This window comes from Xylanimonas sp. McL0601 (assembly GCF_049852175.1).
In the GTDB taxonomy this organism is placed as follows: domain Bacteria; phylum Actinomycetota; class Actinomycetes; order Actinomycetales; family Cellulomonadaceae; genus Xylanimonas.
Genome location: NZ_CP187527.1, coordinates 2,125,770 through 2,140,422, shown reverse-complemented (window position 1 = coordinate 2,140,422; position 14,653 = coordinate 2,125,770). Strand labels below are relative to the sequence as shown.

14 protein-coding genes are annotated in these 14,653 nt (G+C 73.4%); 8 read left to right on the top strand and 6 right to left on the bottom strand.

Features of this window, described 5'->3' with window-relative positions; translation table 11 throughout:
* The first annotated feature begins 1 nt into the window (after position 1).
* Complete coding sequence (locus ACO4JP_RS09795; protein WP_425953504.1) at positions 2 to 535, top strand: DinB family protein; 534 nt, start codon at positions 2 to 4, stop codon at positions 533 to 535.
* Positions 536 to 547: 12 nt separating this feature from the next.
* On the opposite strand, the gene ACO4JP_RS09790 is transcribed toward ACO4JP_RS09795, so the two are convergent.
* The 3 genes from ACO4JP_RS09790 to ACO4JP_RS09780 are packed head-to-tail and all read right to left on the bottom strand — an operon-like array spanning position 548 to position 3,368.
* Positions 548 to 1,510, bottom strand: a complete 963-nt coding sequence (locus ACO4JP_RS09790) for a hypothetical protein (protein WP_425953503.1) — start codon at positions 1,508 to 1,510, stop codon at positions 548 to 550.
* A gap of 5 nt (positions 1,511 to 1,515) precedes the next feature.
* Positions 1,516 to 2,844, bottom strand: coding sequence for a mannitol dehydrogenase family protein (locus ACO4JP_RS09785; protein ID WP_425953502.1), 1,329 nt, complete (start codon positions 2,842 to 2,844; stop codon positions 1,516 to 1,518).
* 41 nt (positions 2,845 to 2,885) lie between these two features.
* Positions 2,886 to 3,368: a nitroreductase/quinone reductase family protein gene (locus ACO4JP_RS09780; protein ID WP_425953501.1), complete on the bottom strand. Its 483-nt coding sequence runs from the start codon at positions 3,366 to 3,368 to the stop codon at positions 2,886 to 2,888.
* A gap of 103 nt (positions 3,369 to 3,471) precedes the next feature.
* On the opposite strand from ACO4JP_RS09780, the gene ACO4JP_RS09775 reads away from it, so the two are divergent.
* From ACO4JP_RS09775 to ACO4JP_RS09755, 5 genes are all read left to right on the top strand, one after another.
* Positions 3,472 to 4,635, top strand: a complete 1,164-nt coding sequence (locus ACO4JP_RS09775) for a Gfo/Idh/MocA family protein (RefSeq protein WP_425953500.1) — start codon at positions 3,472 to 3,474, stop codon at positions 4,633 to 4,635.
* A gap of 17 nt (positions 4,636 to 4,652) precedes the next feature.
* On the top strand, positions 4,653 to 5,738 hold the full coding sequence (locus tag ACO4JP_RS09770) for a Gfo/Idh/MocA family protein (protein WP_425953499.1): 1,086 nt from the start codon (positions 4,653 to 4,655) through the stop codon (positions 5,736 to 5,738).
* 144 nt (positions 5,739 to 5,882) lie between these two features.
* Positions 5,883 to 8,615, top strand: coding sequence for a cation-translocating P-type ATPase (locus tag ACO4JP_RS09765; RefSeq protein WP_425953498.1), 2,733 nt, complete (start codon positions 5,883 to 5,885; stop codon positions 8,613 to 8,615).
* 80 nt (positions 8,616 to 8,695) lie between these two features.
* Positions 8,696 to 9,457, top strand: coding sequence for an SDR family oxidoreductase (locus ACO4JP_RS09760; RefSeq protein ID WP_425953497.1), 762 nt, complete (start codon positions 8,696 to 8,698; stop codon positions 9,455 to 9,457).
* A 49-nt stretch (positions 9,458 to 9,506) separates the two neighbouring features.
* Positions 9,507 to 9,839, top strand: coding sequence for a cupin (locus ACO4JP_RS09755; RefSeq protein WP_425953496.1), 333 nt, complete (start codon positions 9,507 to 9,509; stop codon positions 9,837 to 9,839).
* Here ACO4JP_RS09755 and ACO4JP_RS09750 read toward each other — a convergent pair.
* Genes ACO4JP_RS09750 through ACO4JP_RS09740 form a run of 3 tightly spaced genes read right to left on the bottom strand, consistent with a single transcriptional unit; the run spans position 9,836 to position 12,550 of the window.
* Positions 9,836 to 10,660, bottom strand: coding sequence for an FAD:protein FMN transferase (locus ACO4JP_RS09750; protein ID WP_425953495.1), 825 nt, complete (start codon positions 10,658 to 10,660; stop codon positions 9,836 to 9,838). The two genes, ACO4JP_RS09755 and ACO4JP_RS09750, sit on opposite strands and share 4 nt — an antisense overlap.
* Positions 10,657 to 11,130 carry an FMN-binding protein gene (locus tag ACO4JP_RS09745; RefSeq protein WP_425953494.1) on the bottom strand — a complete coding sequence of 158 codons (474 nt, stop codon included), beginning with the start codon at positions 11,128 to 11,130 and terminating at the stop codon, positions 10,657 to 10,659. Before ACO4JP_RS09745 ends, ACO4JP_RS09750 begins: the two co-directional genes overlap by 4 nt.
* 10 nt (positions 11,131 to 11,140) lie before the next feature.
* Complete coding sequence (locus tag ACO4JP_RS09740; protein WP_425953493.1) at positions 11,141 to 12,550, bottom strand: ferredoxin reductase family protein; 1,410 nt, start codon at positions 12,548 to 12,550, stop codon at positions 11,141 to 11,143.
* Between the two features lie 165 nt (positions 12,551 to 12,715).
* On the opposite strand from ACO4JP_RS09740, the gene ACO4JP_RS09735 reads away from it, so the two are divergent.
* Both ACO4JP_RS09735 and ACO4JP_RS09730 read left to right on the top strand, forming a co-directional pair.
* Positions 12,716 to 13,915: an MFS transporter gene (locus tag ACO4JP_RS09735; protein ID WP_425953492.1), complete on the top strand. Its 1,200-nt coding sequence runs from the start codon at positions 12,716 to 12,718 to the stop codon at positions 13,913 to 13,915.
* A 125-nt stretch (positions 13,916 to 14,040) separates the two neighbouring features.
* Positions 14,041 to 14,652, top strand: coding sequence for a helix-turn-helix domain-containing protein (locus ACO4JP_RS09730; protein ID WP_425953491.1), 612 nt, complete (start codon positions 14,041 to 14,043; stop codon positions 14,650 to 14,652).
* Position 14,653: the final 1 nt, after the last annotated feature.

The following is a 14,653-nucleotide window of genomic DNA, read 5'->3' as shown; positions in this document are numbered from 1 at the left end:
CATGCGCCCCGACCACCGCACCGACCCGCCTCTGCGTGGAGACGAGGTCACTACCCTGCGCGCGTTCCTCGACTACCACCGCGAGACGCTGCGCTGGAAGACGTCCGGCCTGGACGCCGCCCAGCTCGCGACGCCGCTCGCCCCGAGCACGATGACGCTCGGCGGCCTGCTCAAGCACCTCGCGCTCGTCGAGGGGAACTGGACCACCCAGGTGATGCACGGACGCCCCGCGCGGCCGCCGTTCGACTCCGCACCCTGGGACGCCGACCGCGACTGGGAGTGGCACAGCGCCGCCGCCGACTCGCCCGAAGCCCTGCGGGCCCTGTTCGACGAGGCGGTGGCGACGTCGGACCGCGCGATCGACGAGGCACTGGCGGCAGGCGGGCTGGACGCGACCTCGGCACGCGAGGACCGGCACGGCGGCGGCGCGTTCAGCCTGCGCTGGGTCCTTCTGCACCTCGTCGAGGAGTACGCACGCCACAACGGGCACGCCGACCTGCTCCGCGAGGCGCTCGACGGCGAGACCGGAGAGTGACGCAGGGGCCGTCTACTCTCCCAGCCGGCGCCGGAGCCACGCGACGCACACCTCGCCCTGCGCGCGCTGGAAGGCGCGCACGTGCGGGATGCCCGGCGGTGGCGGGCGCAGCGACGAGGCGAGGAAGTACCCGGTCAGCGCCGCGAGGAACACGGTGACGGCGCCCTGGTCGGTGCCCGGCCGCAGCGGGTGCGCGGCGAGCACGTCCTCGGGCTCCGGTCCGCCCTCGAGCCGGACGGCCGGCAGCATGCCGACGACGTCGACGAAGGCCGCTCCGCGCGCCGCGTTGGGCCAGTCGACGGCCACCGCGGTGAGCCCGTCGGGGCCCTGCTCCACCAGCGCGTTGTCGCCGCGCAGGTCGCCGTGCACGAGGCTGCCGCCGCGGACCGCCTCGCCGGCGGTCGCTGCGAGGGCCCCGAGGCGCTCGACGTTGGTCGCGACCCACGGGTCATAGGTGTCGAGACCCGGGTGCTCCCCCGCGGCGAGCTCGTCCCAGTGGCCGGTCGGCAGCTCGTCGGCCGCCTCGGGCAGCGCGCCCGGCTCGATCTCGTGGTCGGAGATGCGCCCGGCCAGCCCGACGACGGCGGCGAGCTCGTCGGCGCGCCACGGCTGCCGCGGCGGGCGGCCGGTGCCGGCGTCGAACGCGAGCACCTCCCACGCGTCCCCGGGCGCGGCGTCGAGGGTCGCGGCCCAGCGGAACCTTGGGGTCGGCACGCTGCGCGGCAGCGCGACGACCCGGCGCGCCTCTTCGCGGTACAGCCACTGGGTGAACTCGTTGCTCGAGTCGGCCGCCTTGACGAAGACGCGTTCGCCCGCCGACGTCTCGAGGACCGAGGCCAGGCCGTGCGAGTACCCGCCGTCGTTCGACGCCCACCGTTCGACGCGAGCGCCGAGGCGCTCCTCGACGGCGACGCGCACCGCGAGGGGCAGCTCGGGCCAGGTGGGACGCCGGCGGGCCGGCGGGGAGGTCGGCACGAGCTTCAGGCCGGCTGAGGAGCCAGCGACTCGACCAGCGTGAGGAACTCTGCGTCCCCGGCCAGCTGCGGGCTCAGCGCGCCCACGACGGCGGTCACGTCGCCCCCCTGCAGGGCCACCCACGCGGCGATCGGCAGCGCGCACGCCGCGGCCGAGCGGCCTGCGGCGCGCTCGGCGAGCGCCACCGGCACGATCCGGATCGGCAGCTTCTGGTCGGTGTCGAGCAGGATCTGCGCGAGCTGGTGCTCGATCCGGGCGTTCTCGAACCGCTCGACGAGCGCGGCCCGGTAGGCGGGCAGGTCCAGCCCCTCGGCGGGCAGGTGCGCGACGGCCTCGTCCCACAGGCTCTCGACGGCGGCGCGCAGCACCGGGTCGGCGATCGCCTGGGCCACGGTGGCGTGGCCGCGGGCCGGGCCCAGCAGCGCCAGGAGCGTGTGCGACCCGTTGAGCAGCCAGAGCTTGCGGCGCTCGAACGGCTCGACGTCCTCGACGAACCGCGCGCCGGCCGTCTCCCACGCGGGGCGCCCGGCCGGGAAGTCGCCGCTGAGCACCCAGTCGGTGAACGGCTCGGTGACGACGACGGCGGCGTCGTCGTAGCCCGCGCGCTCGCGCACCGTGGCGCGGTCGGCGTCGGTGGTGCGGGGGGTGATGCGGTCCACGGACGTCGAGACGAACGAGACGTGCTCGAGCATCCACCCGGTGAGCTCGGGCGACACCGCGTCCGCGAGCGCCAGCACGGCCGCGCGGACCATCGGTCCGTTGGACGGCAGGTTGTCGCACGGCACGATCGCGAGCGGCGAGCCGCCGGCGCGCCGGCGAGCCTCGAGGCCGACCACGAGGCGGCCGAGCGTCGTGGTGACGCCCGGCGTCGACGCCGCGAGGTCGCCCGCGGGCAGCGCCCCGAGCAGCGCGACGTCGGCCGCGACAGCCGGGTCGCCGGTGTCGGGAAGGCCGTCGGGTGCGAGGCGGTAGCCCTTCTCGGTGATCGTCATCGTGACGATCGCCGTCGTCGGGGCGGCGAGCAGGGCGACCAGCCGGTCGAGGCGCGCACCGTCCCAGGCCTCGGCGATGCTGCCGACCACGTCCAGCTCGTCGCCGGCCGCGCCGCGCACGACGAGGGTGAACAGCCCGTCCTGCGGCGCGAGCTCCTCGGCGGCGGTGGCGCTGCGCCCGGTGAACGCGGCAATGCCCCACTCCGCGGCGTCGGCGGCGTGGCCCGTGTACCAGGCCTGGTGCGCGCGGTGGAACGCGCCCAGCCCGAGGTGGACGATGCGCACCGGGACCGCCGGGCTGGGGTGCGTCGAGCGGGAGAGCGCGGGGGCGGTGCTGTTCACGGCCCGAAGGGTATCCCCCACCGCGGGGCGGCCGGCACGCCTCAGGTCCGCGGCTCGAGCACCACCACGGGCCGCGGCCGCTCGCGCCGGCGGCTGAACGCGTCGACGTCGCCCCACCCGGGGTACTGGCCGAACAGCGACCACAGCCGCGCGCGCTCGTCGCCCGTCGCCTCGTGGGCCCGTACGGGCCGCTTCTCGCCCTTGAGGTCGACGACGACGTCCGGCGTCGCGCGCAGGTTGTACCACCAGGCGGGGTCGGCCTCGCCCCAGCCGTTCATCGCGAGCGTGACGATGTCGGGGCCGTCCTCGAAGTAGTCCACGATCACGGCACGCTCGGCGCCCGACCGGCGCCCGACGGTGTGGACGCACATCATCCCGGAGTGCCGACCGTGCTCGGGTGTCCGCAGCCCCAGCCGGCCGCGCGAGATCCGGTACAGCAAACGGTGGGCGCGCCAGGTGGTGGTGATGAACCATCGCGGCGGCAGCCGCGGATCTTCTTCGGAAACGTCGGCTCCGGCGTCCATGGGCCCGCGTCCTTCCCGTGCTGTCCGGCGGCCGGGAGCACGGCACGGCGCCCGGTGTCACGGCCTACTGTGTGGCCCGCACCCCTCCAACGAAGGAGCACGCATGCTGAACGTCGCCGTCGTCGGCACCGGGAGCATCTCGGTGGCCCATCTCGCCGGCTATCTCATGTTCCCCGATCGCTGCCGCGTCGTCGCGCTGTGCGACGACGTCCCGGAGCGTGCGTCCGCGAAGCGCGAGCAGCTCGGCCTCGCTGATGCCGACGTCGTCAGCTTCGACGAGCTGCTCGCGCGGGGCGACGTCGACCTGGTGAGCGTCTGCACGCCCCCGTCGACCCATGCGAGCCTCACGGTCGACCTGCTGCGCGCGGGGAAGGACGTCGTCGTCGAGAAGCCGATGGCGCCGTCGCTCGCCGAGTGCGACGCGATGCTCGAGGCCGAGCGCGCGAGCGGGCGGATGCTCTCCGTCGTCGCGCAGAACCGGTTCCGGGACGACCTGGCGGTGCTCAAGGAGACCATCGACTCGGGCCTGCTCGGCCCGGTCGCGCACGTGCGCGTCGACTCAGCGTGGTGGCGAGGACTCCCCTACTACGACCTGGCCTGGCGCGGCACGTGGGAGTCCGAGGGCGGTGGTCCCACGCTCAACCACGCGATCCACCACATCGACCTGCTGCTCTGGATGCTCGGCATGCCGAACTCGGTCAGCGCGGTCATGACGAACGCATGGCACGACAACTCGGAGGTGGAGGACGTCTCGGTCGCGCTCCTGGAGTACGAGCGGACGATCGCGTCGCTCACCGCGTCGGTGGTGCACCACGGCGAGGAGCAGGCGTTCGTGGTCCAGGGCCGCGACGCGTCGGTGGCCCAGCCGTGGGCGGTCCGCGCGGAGTCCGCGCAGCCGAACGGCTTCCCCGCGGCGGGCGGCGACGTCTCGCTCGTCGAGCGCATCCAGGCGCTGGCAGCGGGCCACGAGGCGCTCGAGCACGAGGGTCACCCCGGCCAGCTTCGCGACGTCCTGACCGCGCTCGAGACCGGGAGGCGACCCGCGGTCGACGGCGAGGACGGGCGCCGGACCGTCGAGGTCGTGACGGCGATCTACCAGGCGGCGATCGAGCGCCGCACCGTCGACCTGCCGATCCCCGCGGACAGCCCCTGGTACTCGGGCGAGGCCCTCCTGGCCCGCGCGCCGCGCTACTTCACCAAGGCACGATCGGTCGTGGAGCTCGAGGGGTCGATCACCCTCGGCGGCTCGCCCGACCCGACGGCCTGAGAGAGGAACTCCCACCCATGAGCAAGGCCGACGGGTCCACCTACGCCCCCGACCCGATGCCCGCCCCCGTCGTCGGCCCCGGCGACCTCACCTTCGCCGCGATCGGGCTCGACCACGGCCACATCTACGGCCAGACGGACGGCCTGCTCGGCGCGGGCGCCACGCTGCGCTGGGTCTACGACCCCGACCCGCGCAAGGCCGAGGCGTTCGCGGCGCGGTTCCCGCAGGCAAAGGTCGCCCGCAGCGAGGCCGAGGTGCTCGACGACCCGGACGTCCAGCTCGTCGCCGGCGCCGCCGTCACCTCCGAGCGGTGCGCGCTGGGCCTGCGCGTCATGGACGCCGGCAAGGACTACTTCACCGACAAGGCGCCGCTGACGACGCTCGAGCAGCTCGCCGCCGCGAAGGAGGCCGTGGCCAGGACGGGGCGCAAGTACGCCGTCTACTACTCGGAGCGCCTGCACGTGGAGACCGCGGTGTTCGCGTCGCAGCTCGTCGAGCAGGGCGCGATCGGCAGGGTCGTCCAGGTCATCGGCACCGGCCCGCACCGCCTCATGGCCGGCAACCGCCCCGGATGGTTCTTCAAGAAGGAGAAGTACGGCGGCATCCTGTGCGACATCGGCTCGCACCAGATCGAGCAGATCCTGCACTACACGGGCGCGTCCGACGGCGAGGTCGTCCGCAGCCAGGTCGCGAACTACGCCCACCTGGAGCACCCCGGCCTCGACGACTTCGGCGATGCCATGCTCGTCATGGACAACGGCGCGACCGGCTACTTCCGCTGCGACTGGTTCACCCCGGACGGGCTGCAGACGTGGGGCGACGGGCGGTCCTTCATCCTCGGCACCGAGGGGTTCATCGAGCAGCGCAAGTACATGCAGCTCGGCGACCAGGCCGCGGGCCCCGCGCACCTCTACCTCGCGAACGGCTCCGAAGAGACCCACTTCAACGTCTTCGGGAAGGTGGGCTACCCGTACTTCGGGCAGCTCGTGCTCGACTGCCTGGAGCGCACCGAGAACGCCATGACGCAGGAGCACGCGTTCAAGGCGGCCGAGCTGGCGGTCAAGGCGCAGCTGCAGGCGGTGGACCTCGTCGCGCGCAGCTGAGCAGAGCCGACCGGGATGAAGTTGGCCCTTCAACCATCGCATCTCGCCCTCTCCGGGCACGTGGTCCGGCCTCGCACATGCTGGACGTCCTCCTGGGCGGCAGGATGGCCGGGGGGAATGGCCGCGACGACGGGAGGGGCGCGCATGGCTGCACCATGGGCTCAGACGGCAACCGAGGTTCTCGACGGGCTGGACGGCAGGCCGGAGGGACTCACGACGGCCGAGGCCGAGGCACGGCTGGCGGTGGAGGGACCGAACAGGCTCCCGGTCCAGCCGCGCGACCCGTGGTGGAAGAAGCTCGCCGGGCACCTCAACGACGTCCTGATCTTCCTGCTGCTGATCGCGGCACTGATCAAGGCCGCCATCGCGATCTACACCGGCGACGTCACGAACTGGGTCGACGTCTCCGTCATCGCGGCCGTCGCCATCATCAACGTGGCCATCGGCATGATCCAGGAGGGCCGCGCCGAGAAGGCGCTCGACGCCATCAAGGGCATGCTGTCCAGCCGCGCCCACGCCCTGCGTGACGGCTCGGTCAGCGACGTCGACGCCGAGACCCTGGTGCCCGGTGACGTCATCAAGGTCCGGCCCGGCGACCGCATCCCCGCCGACGCACGCCTGCTGGAGGCCAGCAACCTCCAGGTCGAGGAGGCCGCCCTGACCGGCGAGTCCGTCGCCTCGGTCAAGACGGTGGACGCCGTCGGCGAGAACGCCAACGTCGGCGACCGGACCTCCATGCTCTTCTCGTCCACGCTGGTGGTCGCCGGGACGGGCACCGCCCTCGTCACCGGCACCGGCAGCAACACCGAGATCGGTCGCATCCAGACGATGATCTCCGAGGCCGACGAGCTGGACACGCCCCTGACGAAGACCATGGCCGTCTTCGGCAAGCGGCTCGCCGTCCTCATCCTCGCCATGGCCGCCGTCATGGTGGTCATCGGCCTCCTCCGGGGCATCACCGGGCCGGAGCTCGTCTCGGCCACCATCGGCTTCGCCGTCGCCGCGATCCCCGAGGGGCTCCCGGCGCTCGTGACCATCACCCTCGCGCTCGGCGTCCAGGCGATGGCGCGGCGCAACGCGATCAGCCGCCAGATGGCCTCCGTCGAGGCGCTCGGTTCGGTATCCACCATCTGCTCGGACAAGACCGGCACGCTCACGCAGAACGAGATGACCGTGCGGCACGTGTCCACGCGCAGCGGGCAGTACGACGTCGAGGGCACCGGGTACGCGCCCGTGGGCCGGGTCGTCGCTCCCGGCGGCACGACGTCGGCCACCGCGTCGTCGGCCGACCTCACCTCGTTGGCCGAGGTGATGCTGCTGTGCAACGACGCCCATCTCGAGCAGGACGGCGACCGCTGGAAGCTCATCGGCGAACCGACCGAGGGCGCCGTCCTGGTGCTCGGCCGCAAGGCCGGCATCACCGGTGACGGCTGGGACCGCCTCGCGGAGATCCCCTTCGACTCGGCGACCAAGTACATGGCGACGCTGACGCAGGCCCCGGACGGGTCGCGGCACGTCCTGGTCAAGGGCGCGCTGGACTCGGTGCGCGCCCGCTGCACCACCCAGCTCGGCCCCGACGGCGTGCCCGAGCCCTTCGACGCCGCCTTCTGGGAGGCGCAGATGACGGCCCTCGCCGACGAGGGCCTGCGCGTCCTCGCGGCCGCACGCCTGGAGATGCCCGCCTCGGTCGGCGAGCTCCCCGAGGACGGCCCGCGCGGGCTGACGATGGTGGGGCTCACCGGCATCGTCGACCCGCCGCGCCCCGAGGCCATCGCCGCCATCGCCGAGGCCCGCACCGCCGGCATCGCGGTCGCGATGATCACCGGCGACCACGTCGGCACCGCCAAGGCCATCGCCAGGGAGATGGGCATCGTCGACTCCGACGACGCCCGGACCCTGACGGGCGCTGAGCTGCAGGCGATGTCGGACGTCGACCTCGCCGAGGTCGTCCAGTCCGTCCACGTCTTCGCCCGCACCAGCCCCGAGCACAAGATCCGCATCGTGCGCGCCCTGCAGAAGCACGGCGAGGTCGTGGCGATGACCGGGGACGGCGTCAACGATGCCCCCGCGCTCACGCAGGCGGACGTCGGCGTGGCCATGGGGATCAAGGGGACGGAGGCGACGAAGGAGGCCGCCGACATCGTGCTCGCGGACGACAACTTCGCGACCATCGAGCGTGCGGTGGCCGAGGGGCGGCGCATCTACGACAACATCCGCAAGGCCGTGCTGTTCATGCTGCCCACCAACGGCGCGCAGTCGCTCGGCCTGCTGTTCGCGGTGCTGCTCGGGTGGACGGTCCTGCCGCTGCTGCCCGTGCAGGTGCTGTGGATCAACATGGTCACGTCCGTGACCCTCGCGCTGCCGCTGGCGACCGAGCCCGCCGAGCCGGACGTGATGCGCCGGAAACCGCGCGACCCCAAGGCGCCGCTCATCACCCCGGACTTCCTGCGGCGCATCTTGTTCGTGTCCGTGCTGGTCGGCGGGGCCTCGCTGCTGGTGTTCGCGGCCGAGTTCTACGGGTTCCTCGGGTTCGGCGGGCACGGCGACGGCACGCTCGCCCAGTCGGCCGGCCTGACGATGCTGACGCTCGGCCAGGTGGCCTACCTGTTCAACTGCCGCTTCATGCACCGCTCGTCGCTGACCGTCAGCGTGCTCCGGGGGAACAAGGCGATCCTGTGGGCCGTCCTGGCGCTCGTAGCGCTCCACCTCTTCTTCCTCTACACGCCCTTCATGCAGACGCTCTTCCGCGTGACCGGGATCGGGCTGCGCGAGTGGCTGATCTGCATCGTCCTGGCCGCCGTCATCTTCCTGGTGGTCGAGGCCGTCAAGGCGTTCGGGCGGCGCAACGAGCCGAAGACCGCGCGTCGCGAGGGCTGACGTCACGTTTCGCGTCCCTCCCCGGTCGAAGGGATGAAGGCGGCGGGCACCAGGCCCGCCGCCCCCACAGGAGGTACGCCATGAAGGTCGTCGTCATCGGTGGCACGGGGCTCATCGGGTCCCAGGTCGTCGCGGGTCTGCGTGAGCAGGGCCACGAGGCCGTCCCCGCCAGCCCCAACACGGGCGTCAACACGCTCACCGGCGAGGGGCTGGCCGACGCGCTCGCCGGCGCCGACGTCGTCGTCGACGTGTCGAACTCGCCGTCCTTCGCGGACGCCGACGTGCTGGCCTTCTTCACCACCTCGACGGGCAACCTCCTGGCCGCCGAGCAGGCCGCCGGCGTGGGCCACCACGTCGCGCTGTCGATCGTGGGCTCCGAGCGCGCGCCCGAGAGCGGGTACCTGCGCGCGAAGATCGCGCAGGAGGAGGTCATCAAGGCCTCGCCGGTGCCGTGGACGATCGTCCGCGCCACGCAGTTCTTCGAGTTCATCGCCGCGATCGCCGACTCGGCAACGCAGGGCGACGTCGTCACGCTGCCGACCGGCGCGTTCCAGCCGATCGCCTCGCGCGACGTCGCCGCCGCCGTGACGGCTGCCGCCGTCGCCCCGGCGACCAACGCCACCGAGGAGGTCGCGGGCCCGCAGCGGTGGGCGATGGACGAGCTGGTGCGCGAGGTGCTCGCCGCCAAGGGCGACCCGCGCACCGTCGTCGGCGACCCGGAGGCGCGGTACTTCGGCACCCCGCTCGACGAGACGACGATCGTTCCCGTGGACGACACGGCGACGCTGGGCGAGACGACGCTCGAGGCCTGGTCTGCGGCCCAGGCCGTCGCCGGCCGCTGACCACGGGGTGACGCTGGCGCGCGAGGTGGGCGTAGGCCAGGATGCGGGCATGGCCAACCTTGGACCGCTCGCCTCCGCCCACCTCGCGGCCGCCCACGCCTCCGTCCACGGCAAGTCCGCGGAGCTCCTCGTGCACGACGGCAACCTGCGGCAGAGCGTCGTCGCGCTCGTCGCGGGCACCGCCCTGAACGAGCACTCCTCGCCGCCGGCCGGCACGCTGCAGGTGCTGCAGGGGCGGATCCGGGTCACCGAGGGCGAGGCCGCGACCGAGCTCGCGACGGGTGACCTGTGGCCGCTGACGCACGCGCGGCACGCGGTCGTCGCGGACGAGGACTCGGTGTTCCTGCTGACCGCCGTGACCGGGGTGGACCGGGTGGGCTAGAGGCTGGCCACGCCGGCGTCGACGAGCGTCACCTCGGTGGCGCCGGCCCACCGGCGGGTGCGTCCGCCGGCGTCCACGAGCAGGCCCGAGCGGGTCCCGGCCCTGCGCACCCACGCCAGGTCGTCCGCACCGGAGACGACGGCCGTCGTGGCCCACAGGTCGGCGCGCGCGAGCGTGTCGGCGACGACGGTCGCGGAGACGACGCCCACGGCGGGCTCCCCCGAGCGCGGGTCGACGATGTGCGCCCCGCGCTCGGCGCTGCCCGACGTCGCGACGGCGCCGTCGGCGAGCGTGATCGTGGCGAGCACCGCGCCGCGCACCTGCGGGTCCGCGATGCCGACGTTCCAGGTCCAGCCGGAGTGCGGCAGCGCCCGCAGCCGCAGGTCGCCGCCCACACCGACGCCGACGGCGACGACGCCGTCGAGCTCGAGCAGCTCGGCGAGGTGCACGTCCATGGCGCGGTCGACGGCCCACCCCTTGACGTACCCGGTCGGGTCGAACCAGCCGCGCCACCAGGCGGAGAACTTGCCGCCCGTGGCCGCGAGCGCCGCGCGGCACTCCTGCTCGACCTCGCGCACGTCGGGGTGGGCGTCGTCGAGGCTCAGCTCGCCGCGCGCGATCCTCCGGATCTCCGACTCCTCGCAGAACGGGGTGAAGCGCCAGTCGGCCTCGTGCAGGCCGGCGAGCGCGCGCTCGATCGCGTCGTCGACCTCGAGGCCGAGGAGCGGCGGGGCGTCGTCGCGGACGACGACGTGGACGCTGACGCGGGTGCCCATCGCCTCGTCGACGCGCACCGTGCGGTGCAGACCCTCGCGGTTCATCGTCCCGCCGCCTGGTCGATCGCGTCCTGGAGCGAGCCGAGGTACCCGTTGCTCGTGAAGGTCGCGCCCGAGACGAAGTCGAGCTGGGCACTTGTCGCCCCGACCGACTCCTGCTGCAGGACGGGGATGGCGTACGCGTTGATCATCTCGTCGCGGCGAGACTCGGTGGGGTAGGTGACGGCGTTGGCGGCGGTGATCTGCCCGCCCTGCACGGTGATCCGCACCTGGACCGGGCCGTAGGGGGTGTCGGCGGAGGCGCCGGTATAGGTGCCGTCCTGGAGGCCCGACGACGCCGAACCCGCGGACCCCTGCGGCGTCGTGCCGGCCTGCGGCTGCGTGGGGGCCGACGTCGCCGTGCTCCCGTTCGCCGACGGCAGTCCCGGGGCCACGGACTGCGTCGACGTCTTGTAGCTGAACAGCAGCACGACGCCGCCCACGGTGGCGAGCAGCCACGTCACGATCTTCTTCATGGCGGCCTCCTCAGATCGTGAACGACTCGTAGTGGATCCGTGCTGCGGGCACATGGAGGGCGGCGAGGTCGGCGCGCACCGCCTCCATCCAGGGCGGGGGCCCGCACAGGTAGATGTCGTGGCCGCGCACCGGCTTGCCGGCCATGTCGAGCAGGATGTCGCGCCCCGACCATGTCTCGAACGCGGTCGGCAGCCATGACGGTCCGACGGCGGTGCGCGGGCCGTCGAGGCGGAACCAGCGCAGGCCGCGCGTCCGGACGAGCTCGGTGATCGGGCCCGTCAGGAGGGCGTCGTCGGGGTGGTGGTCGCGCGTCACGAGGGTGGCCTCGCCCCACCCCCACGCCTCGGCCTGCAGCAGCGCGACCAGGGGCGCGACGCCGGCGCCGGCGCCCAGCATGAGCAGCCGCCCTCCGGTGCGCGCGTTGCCGGTCATCGCTCCGTAGGGGCCCTCGACGAGCACGCGCGTGCCGGGTCGCAGCTGGGCCAGGCGGGTGGTTCCGTCGCCGACGAGGCGGACGGCTAGGGCGAACCGGTCGCCGCCGGGCGCGACCGCCAGCGAGAACGGGTGGCCGCGCGTCCAGCCCGGCCCGTCGAGGAACCGGAACACGAAGTGCTGCCCGGCCAGGGCCCGCAGGCGATCGAGCCCGCGTCCCTCGAGCAGCACGGCGACGCCGCGAGCGCCGTCGGGCTCGACGGCCGCCACGCGCAACCCGTGGCGGGCGGACAGCACGGCGGGCACGACGAGGCGAAACACGATGACGCACCCGAGCGCCACGCTCCACAGCGTCCACCAGTAGACGGTCATCGCGGTCGAGACCAGGAAGTCGGCGCCGCTCCAGAGCTGGTGCGGGATCGCGAGCCCGATGCCGAGGTAGGCGTACAGGTGCAGCAGGTGCCACGACTCGTACCGCAGCCGGCGGCGGGTCGCACGGATCGACAGCACGACGACGGCGATCAGCAGGGTCAGACCCGCGGTCGCCAGCAACATGCCCGGGTAGGTGACGATGAAGGTCCACAGCTGGGGCAGCACCCCGACACCGGCCGTCGTGGCGTATCCGAGCGTCACGAGCGTGACGTGGGTGAGCATCAGCCAGAACGACCAGAACCCGGTGAGGCGGTGCGCCCGGGTGAGGGCGTCGCGGCCGAACCCTCGCTCGAACACCGGCACGCGCGCCATCAGCAGCACCTGGTACAGCAGGAGGTTGGCCGCGACGAGCCCGGCGATCCGCCCGAGGGACTCGAGGGCGGCGGGGCCGCTCGAGAAGAGCGTCTGCAGCTCGCCCCCGTGCAGCCACGCGGCCGCGACGATGATGCTCGTGCCCCAGACGACGGTCGTCGCCCCGGCGTGCCACCCTGCGGTGCCGCCTGGCCGGGGCGCGGCGGGTCGCCTAGTCGCGCGGCCCGCCGTGGTCGAGGTCATGGGGACATCGTCGCGCCCTGACCTCTGAGAATCCGCCAAGAAGGGCAGATTCCGTTCGAACTCCTACATATCTCTCAGGTTTGCCCCAGGCCGGAAGCCGGCAGCATGCCGTCCACATCATGGAATCAATTGGCTCACAGAGTGGACAGAGGGTACGCCAGTGCCATGAAGCCGCGAGCCACGACGCCCACCACCCCACCGATGGCCTGGCGGATGCTCGCGCTCGGCGTGGCCGCCCAGGCCGGCGGATCGTTCCTCGTCTCGACGCCCGCGTACCTGATCCCGTTCTGGCACGCCCACGGCATGTCGCTCGCGCACGCCGGGACGCTCGCCGCCGCGCCGACGCTCGGCATGGTGGCCACCCTGGTCGCCTGGGGCGCCGCGACCGACAGGTTGGGCGAGCGCCGTGTGATCGCGGCCGGGCTGGCGCTCACCGCGGTCTTCGCCCTCGCCGCGGCGCCGGTGCACGGGACCGTCGCGCTCGGCGCGCTGCTCGCCCTCGGCGGTGCCGCCGCAGCGAGCACCAATGCGAGCAGCGGGCGCATCGTCGTCGGCTGGTTCCCCCGGCAGCGCCGCGGCCTGGCCATGGGGATCCGCCAGATGTCGCAGCCGCTCGGCGTCGCCGTCGCGGCGCTGGTAGTGCCGCCGCTCGCCGAGCGGCACGGCGTGGGGGCAGCGCTGCTGGTCGCGGGCACGACTGCGGCACTGCTCGCCGTGGCGTGCGCGGTCGGGGTCGTGAACCCATCCCGGCTCGCCGGTCCGGCCGGGGCCGCGGCCGCCACCGCCAACCCGTACCGGGCCGACGGCTTCCTTGTGCGCGTCCACGCCGTCTCGGTGCTGCTGGTGGTGCCGCAGTTCACGCTGTCGACGTTCGGCATGGCGTGGCTCACGGTCGGGCTCGGGTGGGGTGCGACGGACGCCGGCGCCACCATGGCGGCGTCACAGCTCGTGGGCGCGGTCGGACGCATCGGCGTCGGGATGCTGAGCGACCGCGTCGGCAGCCGAATGCGACCGCTGCGCTGGGTCGCGCTTGCCGGGGTGGCGACCATGCTCGCGAGCGCGGCCGCCGGGGAGGCGCACTGGCTCGCCGCGTCCGTGGTGCTGCTGGTCGTGGCGACGTCGGTCTCGGTGGCGGACAACGGGCTCGCGTTCACCGCGGTCGCCGAGGCCGCCGGGCCCGGGTGGTCGGGGCGGGCGCTCGGTGTGCAGAACTCCGGGCAGTTCCTGGCGGCGTCGGCGGTGGGGCCGGCGGTCGGGGCGCTCATCACCCTGGTCGGGTACCCGGTCGCGTTCGCATTGGTGGCGCTCACTCCCCTGGTTGCCGCGCCCCTGGTGCCCGCACGCGACCAGCACCGCGGGGCGTGAGCGGGAGGAGCCTCAGGTTCTAGTCGAACGTCAGCCGCGGGGCCGACTGAAAACGTCTTTCCAGGTCAGCTACGTCAGAGAGATTATTCTTGACAACTCTTCTTGTCGGTGACACTTTGGGATGCATGCTCGACGTCGCCGTCATCGAGGAGCCCGCCGCCGCGGAGGCTTCCCTGGACCCGCTGCGGTCCCGGATCCTTGCGGAGCTGGTCGAGCCGGGCTCGGCGGCCTCGCTCGCTGCCGCGCTCGGGCTCCCCCGGCAGAAGGTCAACTACCACCTCAAGGAGCTCGAGCGGCACGGGCTGGTCGAGCTCCAGGAGGAGCGCCGCAAGGGCAACATGACCGAGCGCGTCTACCGCGCGACCGCGTCGTCCTACGTCATCTCCCCCGCCGCACTCTCCGCCGTCAGCCCCGACCCGTCCCGCTCGCCCGACCAGCTCTCGGCGCGCTGGCTGGTCGCGCTCGGAGCGCGGCTGGTGCAGGAGGTCGGCGCGCTGCTGGCCGGCGCGGCGCGCGCTCGCCAGCGCGTGGCCACCTTCGGCATCGACGCCGAGGTCCGCTTCGCCTCGCCCACCGACCGGTCCGCGTTCGTCGAGGAGCTGAGCGCCGCCGTGGCGAGCCTCGTCGGTCGGTATCACGATGAGTCCGCCGAGGGCGGACGCACCCACCGCGTCGTCGTCGCCCTCCACCAGGTGCCCGGGACACCGGGGACCCGACGGACGGACGAGGAGCGCTGAC

Excerpts from the sequence above, each read along its gene's own strand:
- ACO4JP_RS09735 (WP_425953492.1), top strand. The coding sequence starts at position 12,716 with ATGAAGCCGCGAGCCACGACGCCCACCACCCCACCGATGGCCTGGCGG.
- ACO4JP_RS09745 (WP_425953494.1), bottom strand. The coding sequence starts at position 11,130 with ATGAAGAAGATCGTGACGTGGCTGCTCGCCACCGTGGGCGGCGTCGTG.
- ACO4JP_RS09795 (WP_425953504.1), top strand. The coding sequence starts at position 2 with ATGCGCCCCGACCACCGCACCGACCCGCCTCTGCGTGGAGACGAGGTC.
- ACO4JP_RS09755 (WP_425953496.1), top strand. The coding sequence starts at position 9,507 with ATGGCCAACCTTGGACCGCTCGCCTCCGCCCACCTCGCGGCCGCCCAC.
- ACO4JP_RS09775 (WP_425953500.1), top strand. The coding sequence starts at position 3,472 with ATGCTGAACGTCGCCGTCGTCGGCACCGGGAGCATCTCGGTGGCCCAT.
- ACO4JP_RS09760 (WP_425953497.1), top strand. The coding sequence starts at position 8,696 with ATGAAGGTCGTCGTCATCGGTGGCACGGGGCTCATCGGGTCCCAGGTC.
- ACO4JP_RS09780 (WP_425953501.1), bottom strand. The coding sequence starts at position 3,368 with ATGGACGCCGGAGCCGACGTTTCCGAAGAAGATCCGCGGCTGCCGCCG.
- ACO4JP_RS09730 (WP_425953491.1), top strand. The coding sequence starts at position 14,041 with ATGCTCGACGTCGCCGTCATCGAGGAGCCCGCCGCCGCGGAGGCTTCC.
- ACO4JP_RS09765 (WP_425953498.1), top strand. The coding sequence starts at position 5,883 with ATGGCTGCACCATGGGCTCAGACGGCAACCGAGGTTCTCGACGGGCTG.
- ACO4JP_RS09740 (WP_425953493.1), bottom strand. The coding sequence starts at position 12,550 with ATGACCTCGACCACGGCGGGCCGCGCGACTAGGCGACCCGCCGCGCCC.
- ACO4JP_RS09750 (WP_425953495.1), bottom strand. The coding sequence starts at position 10,660 with ATGAACCGCGAGGGTCTGCACCGCACGGTGCGCGTCGACGAGGCGATG.
- ACO4JP_RS09770 (WP_425953499.1), top strand. The coding sequence starts at position 4,653 with ATGAGCAAGGCCGACGGGTCCACCTACGCCCCCGACCCGATGCCCGCC.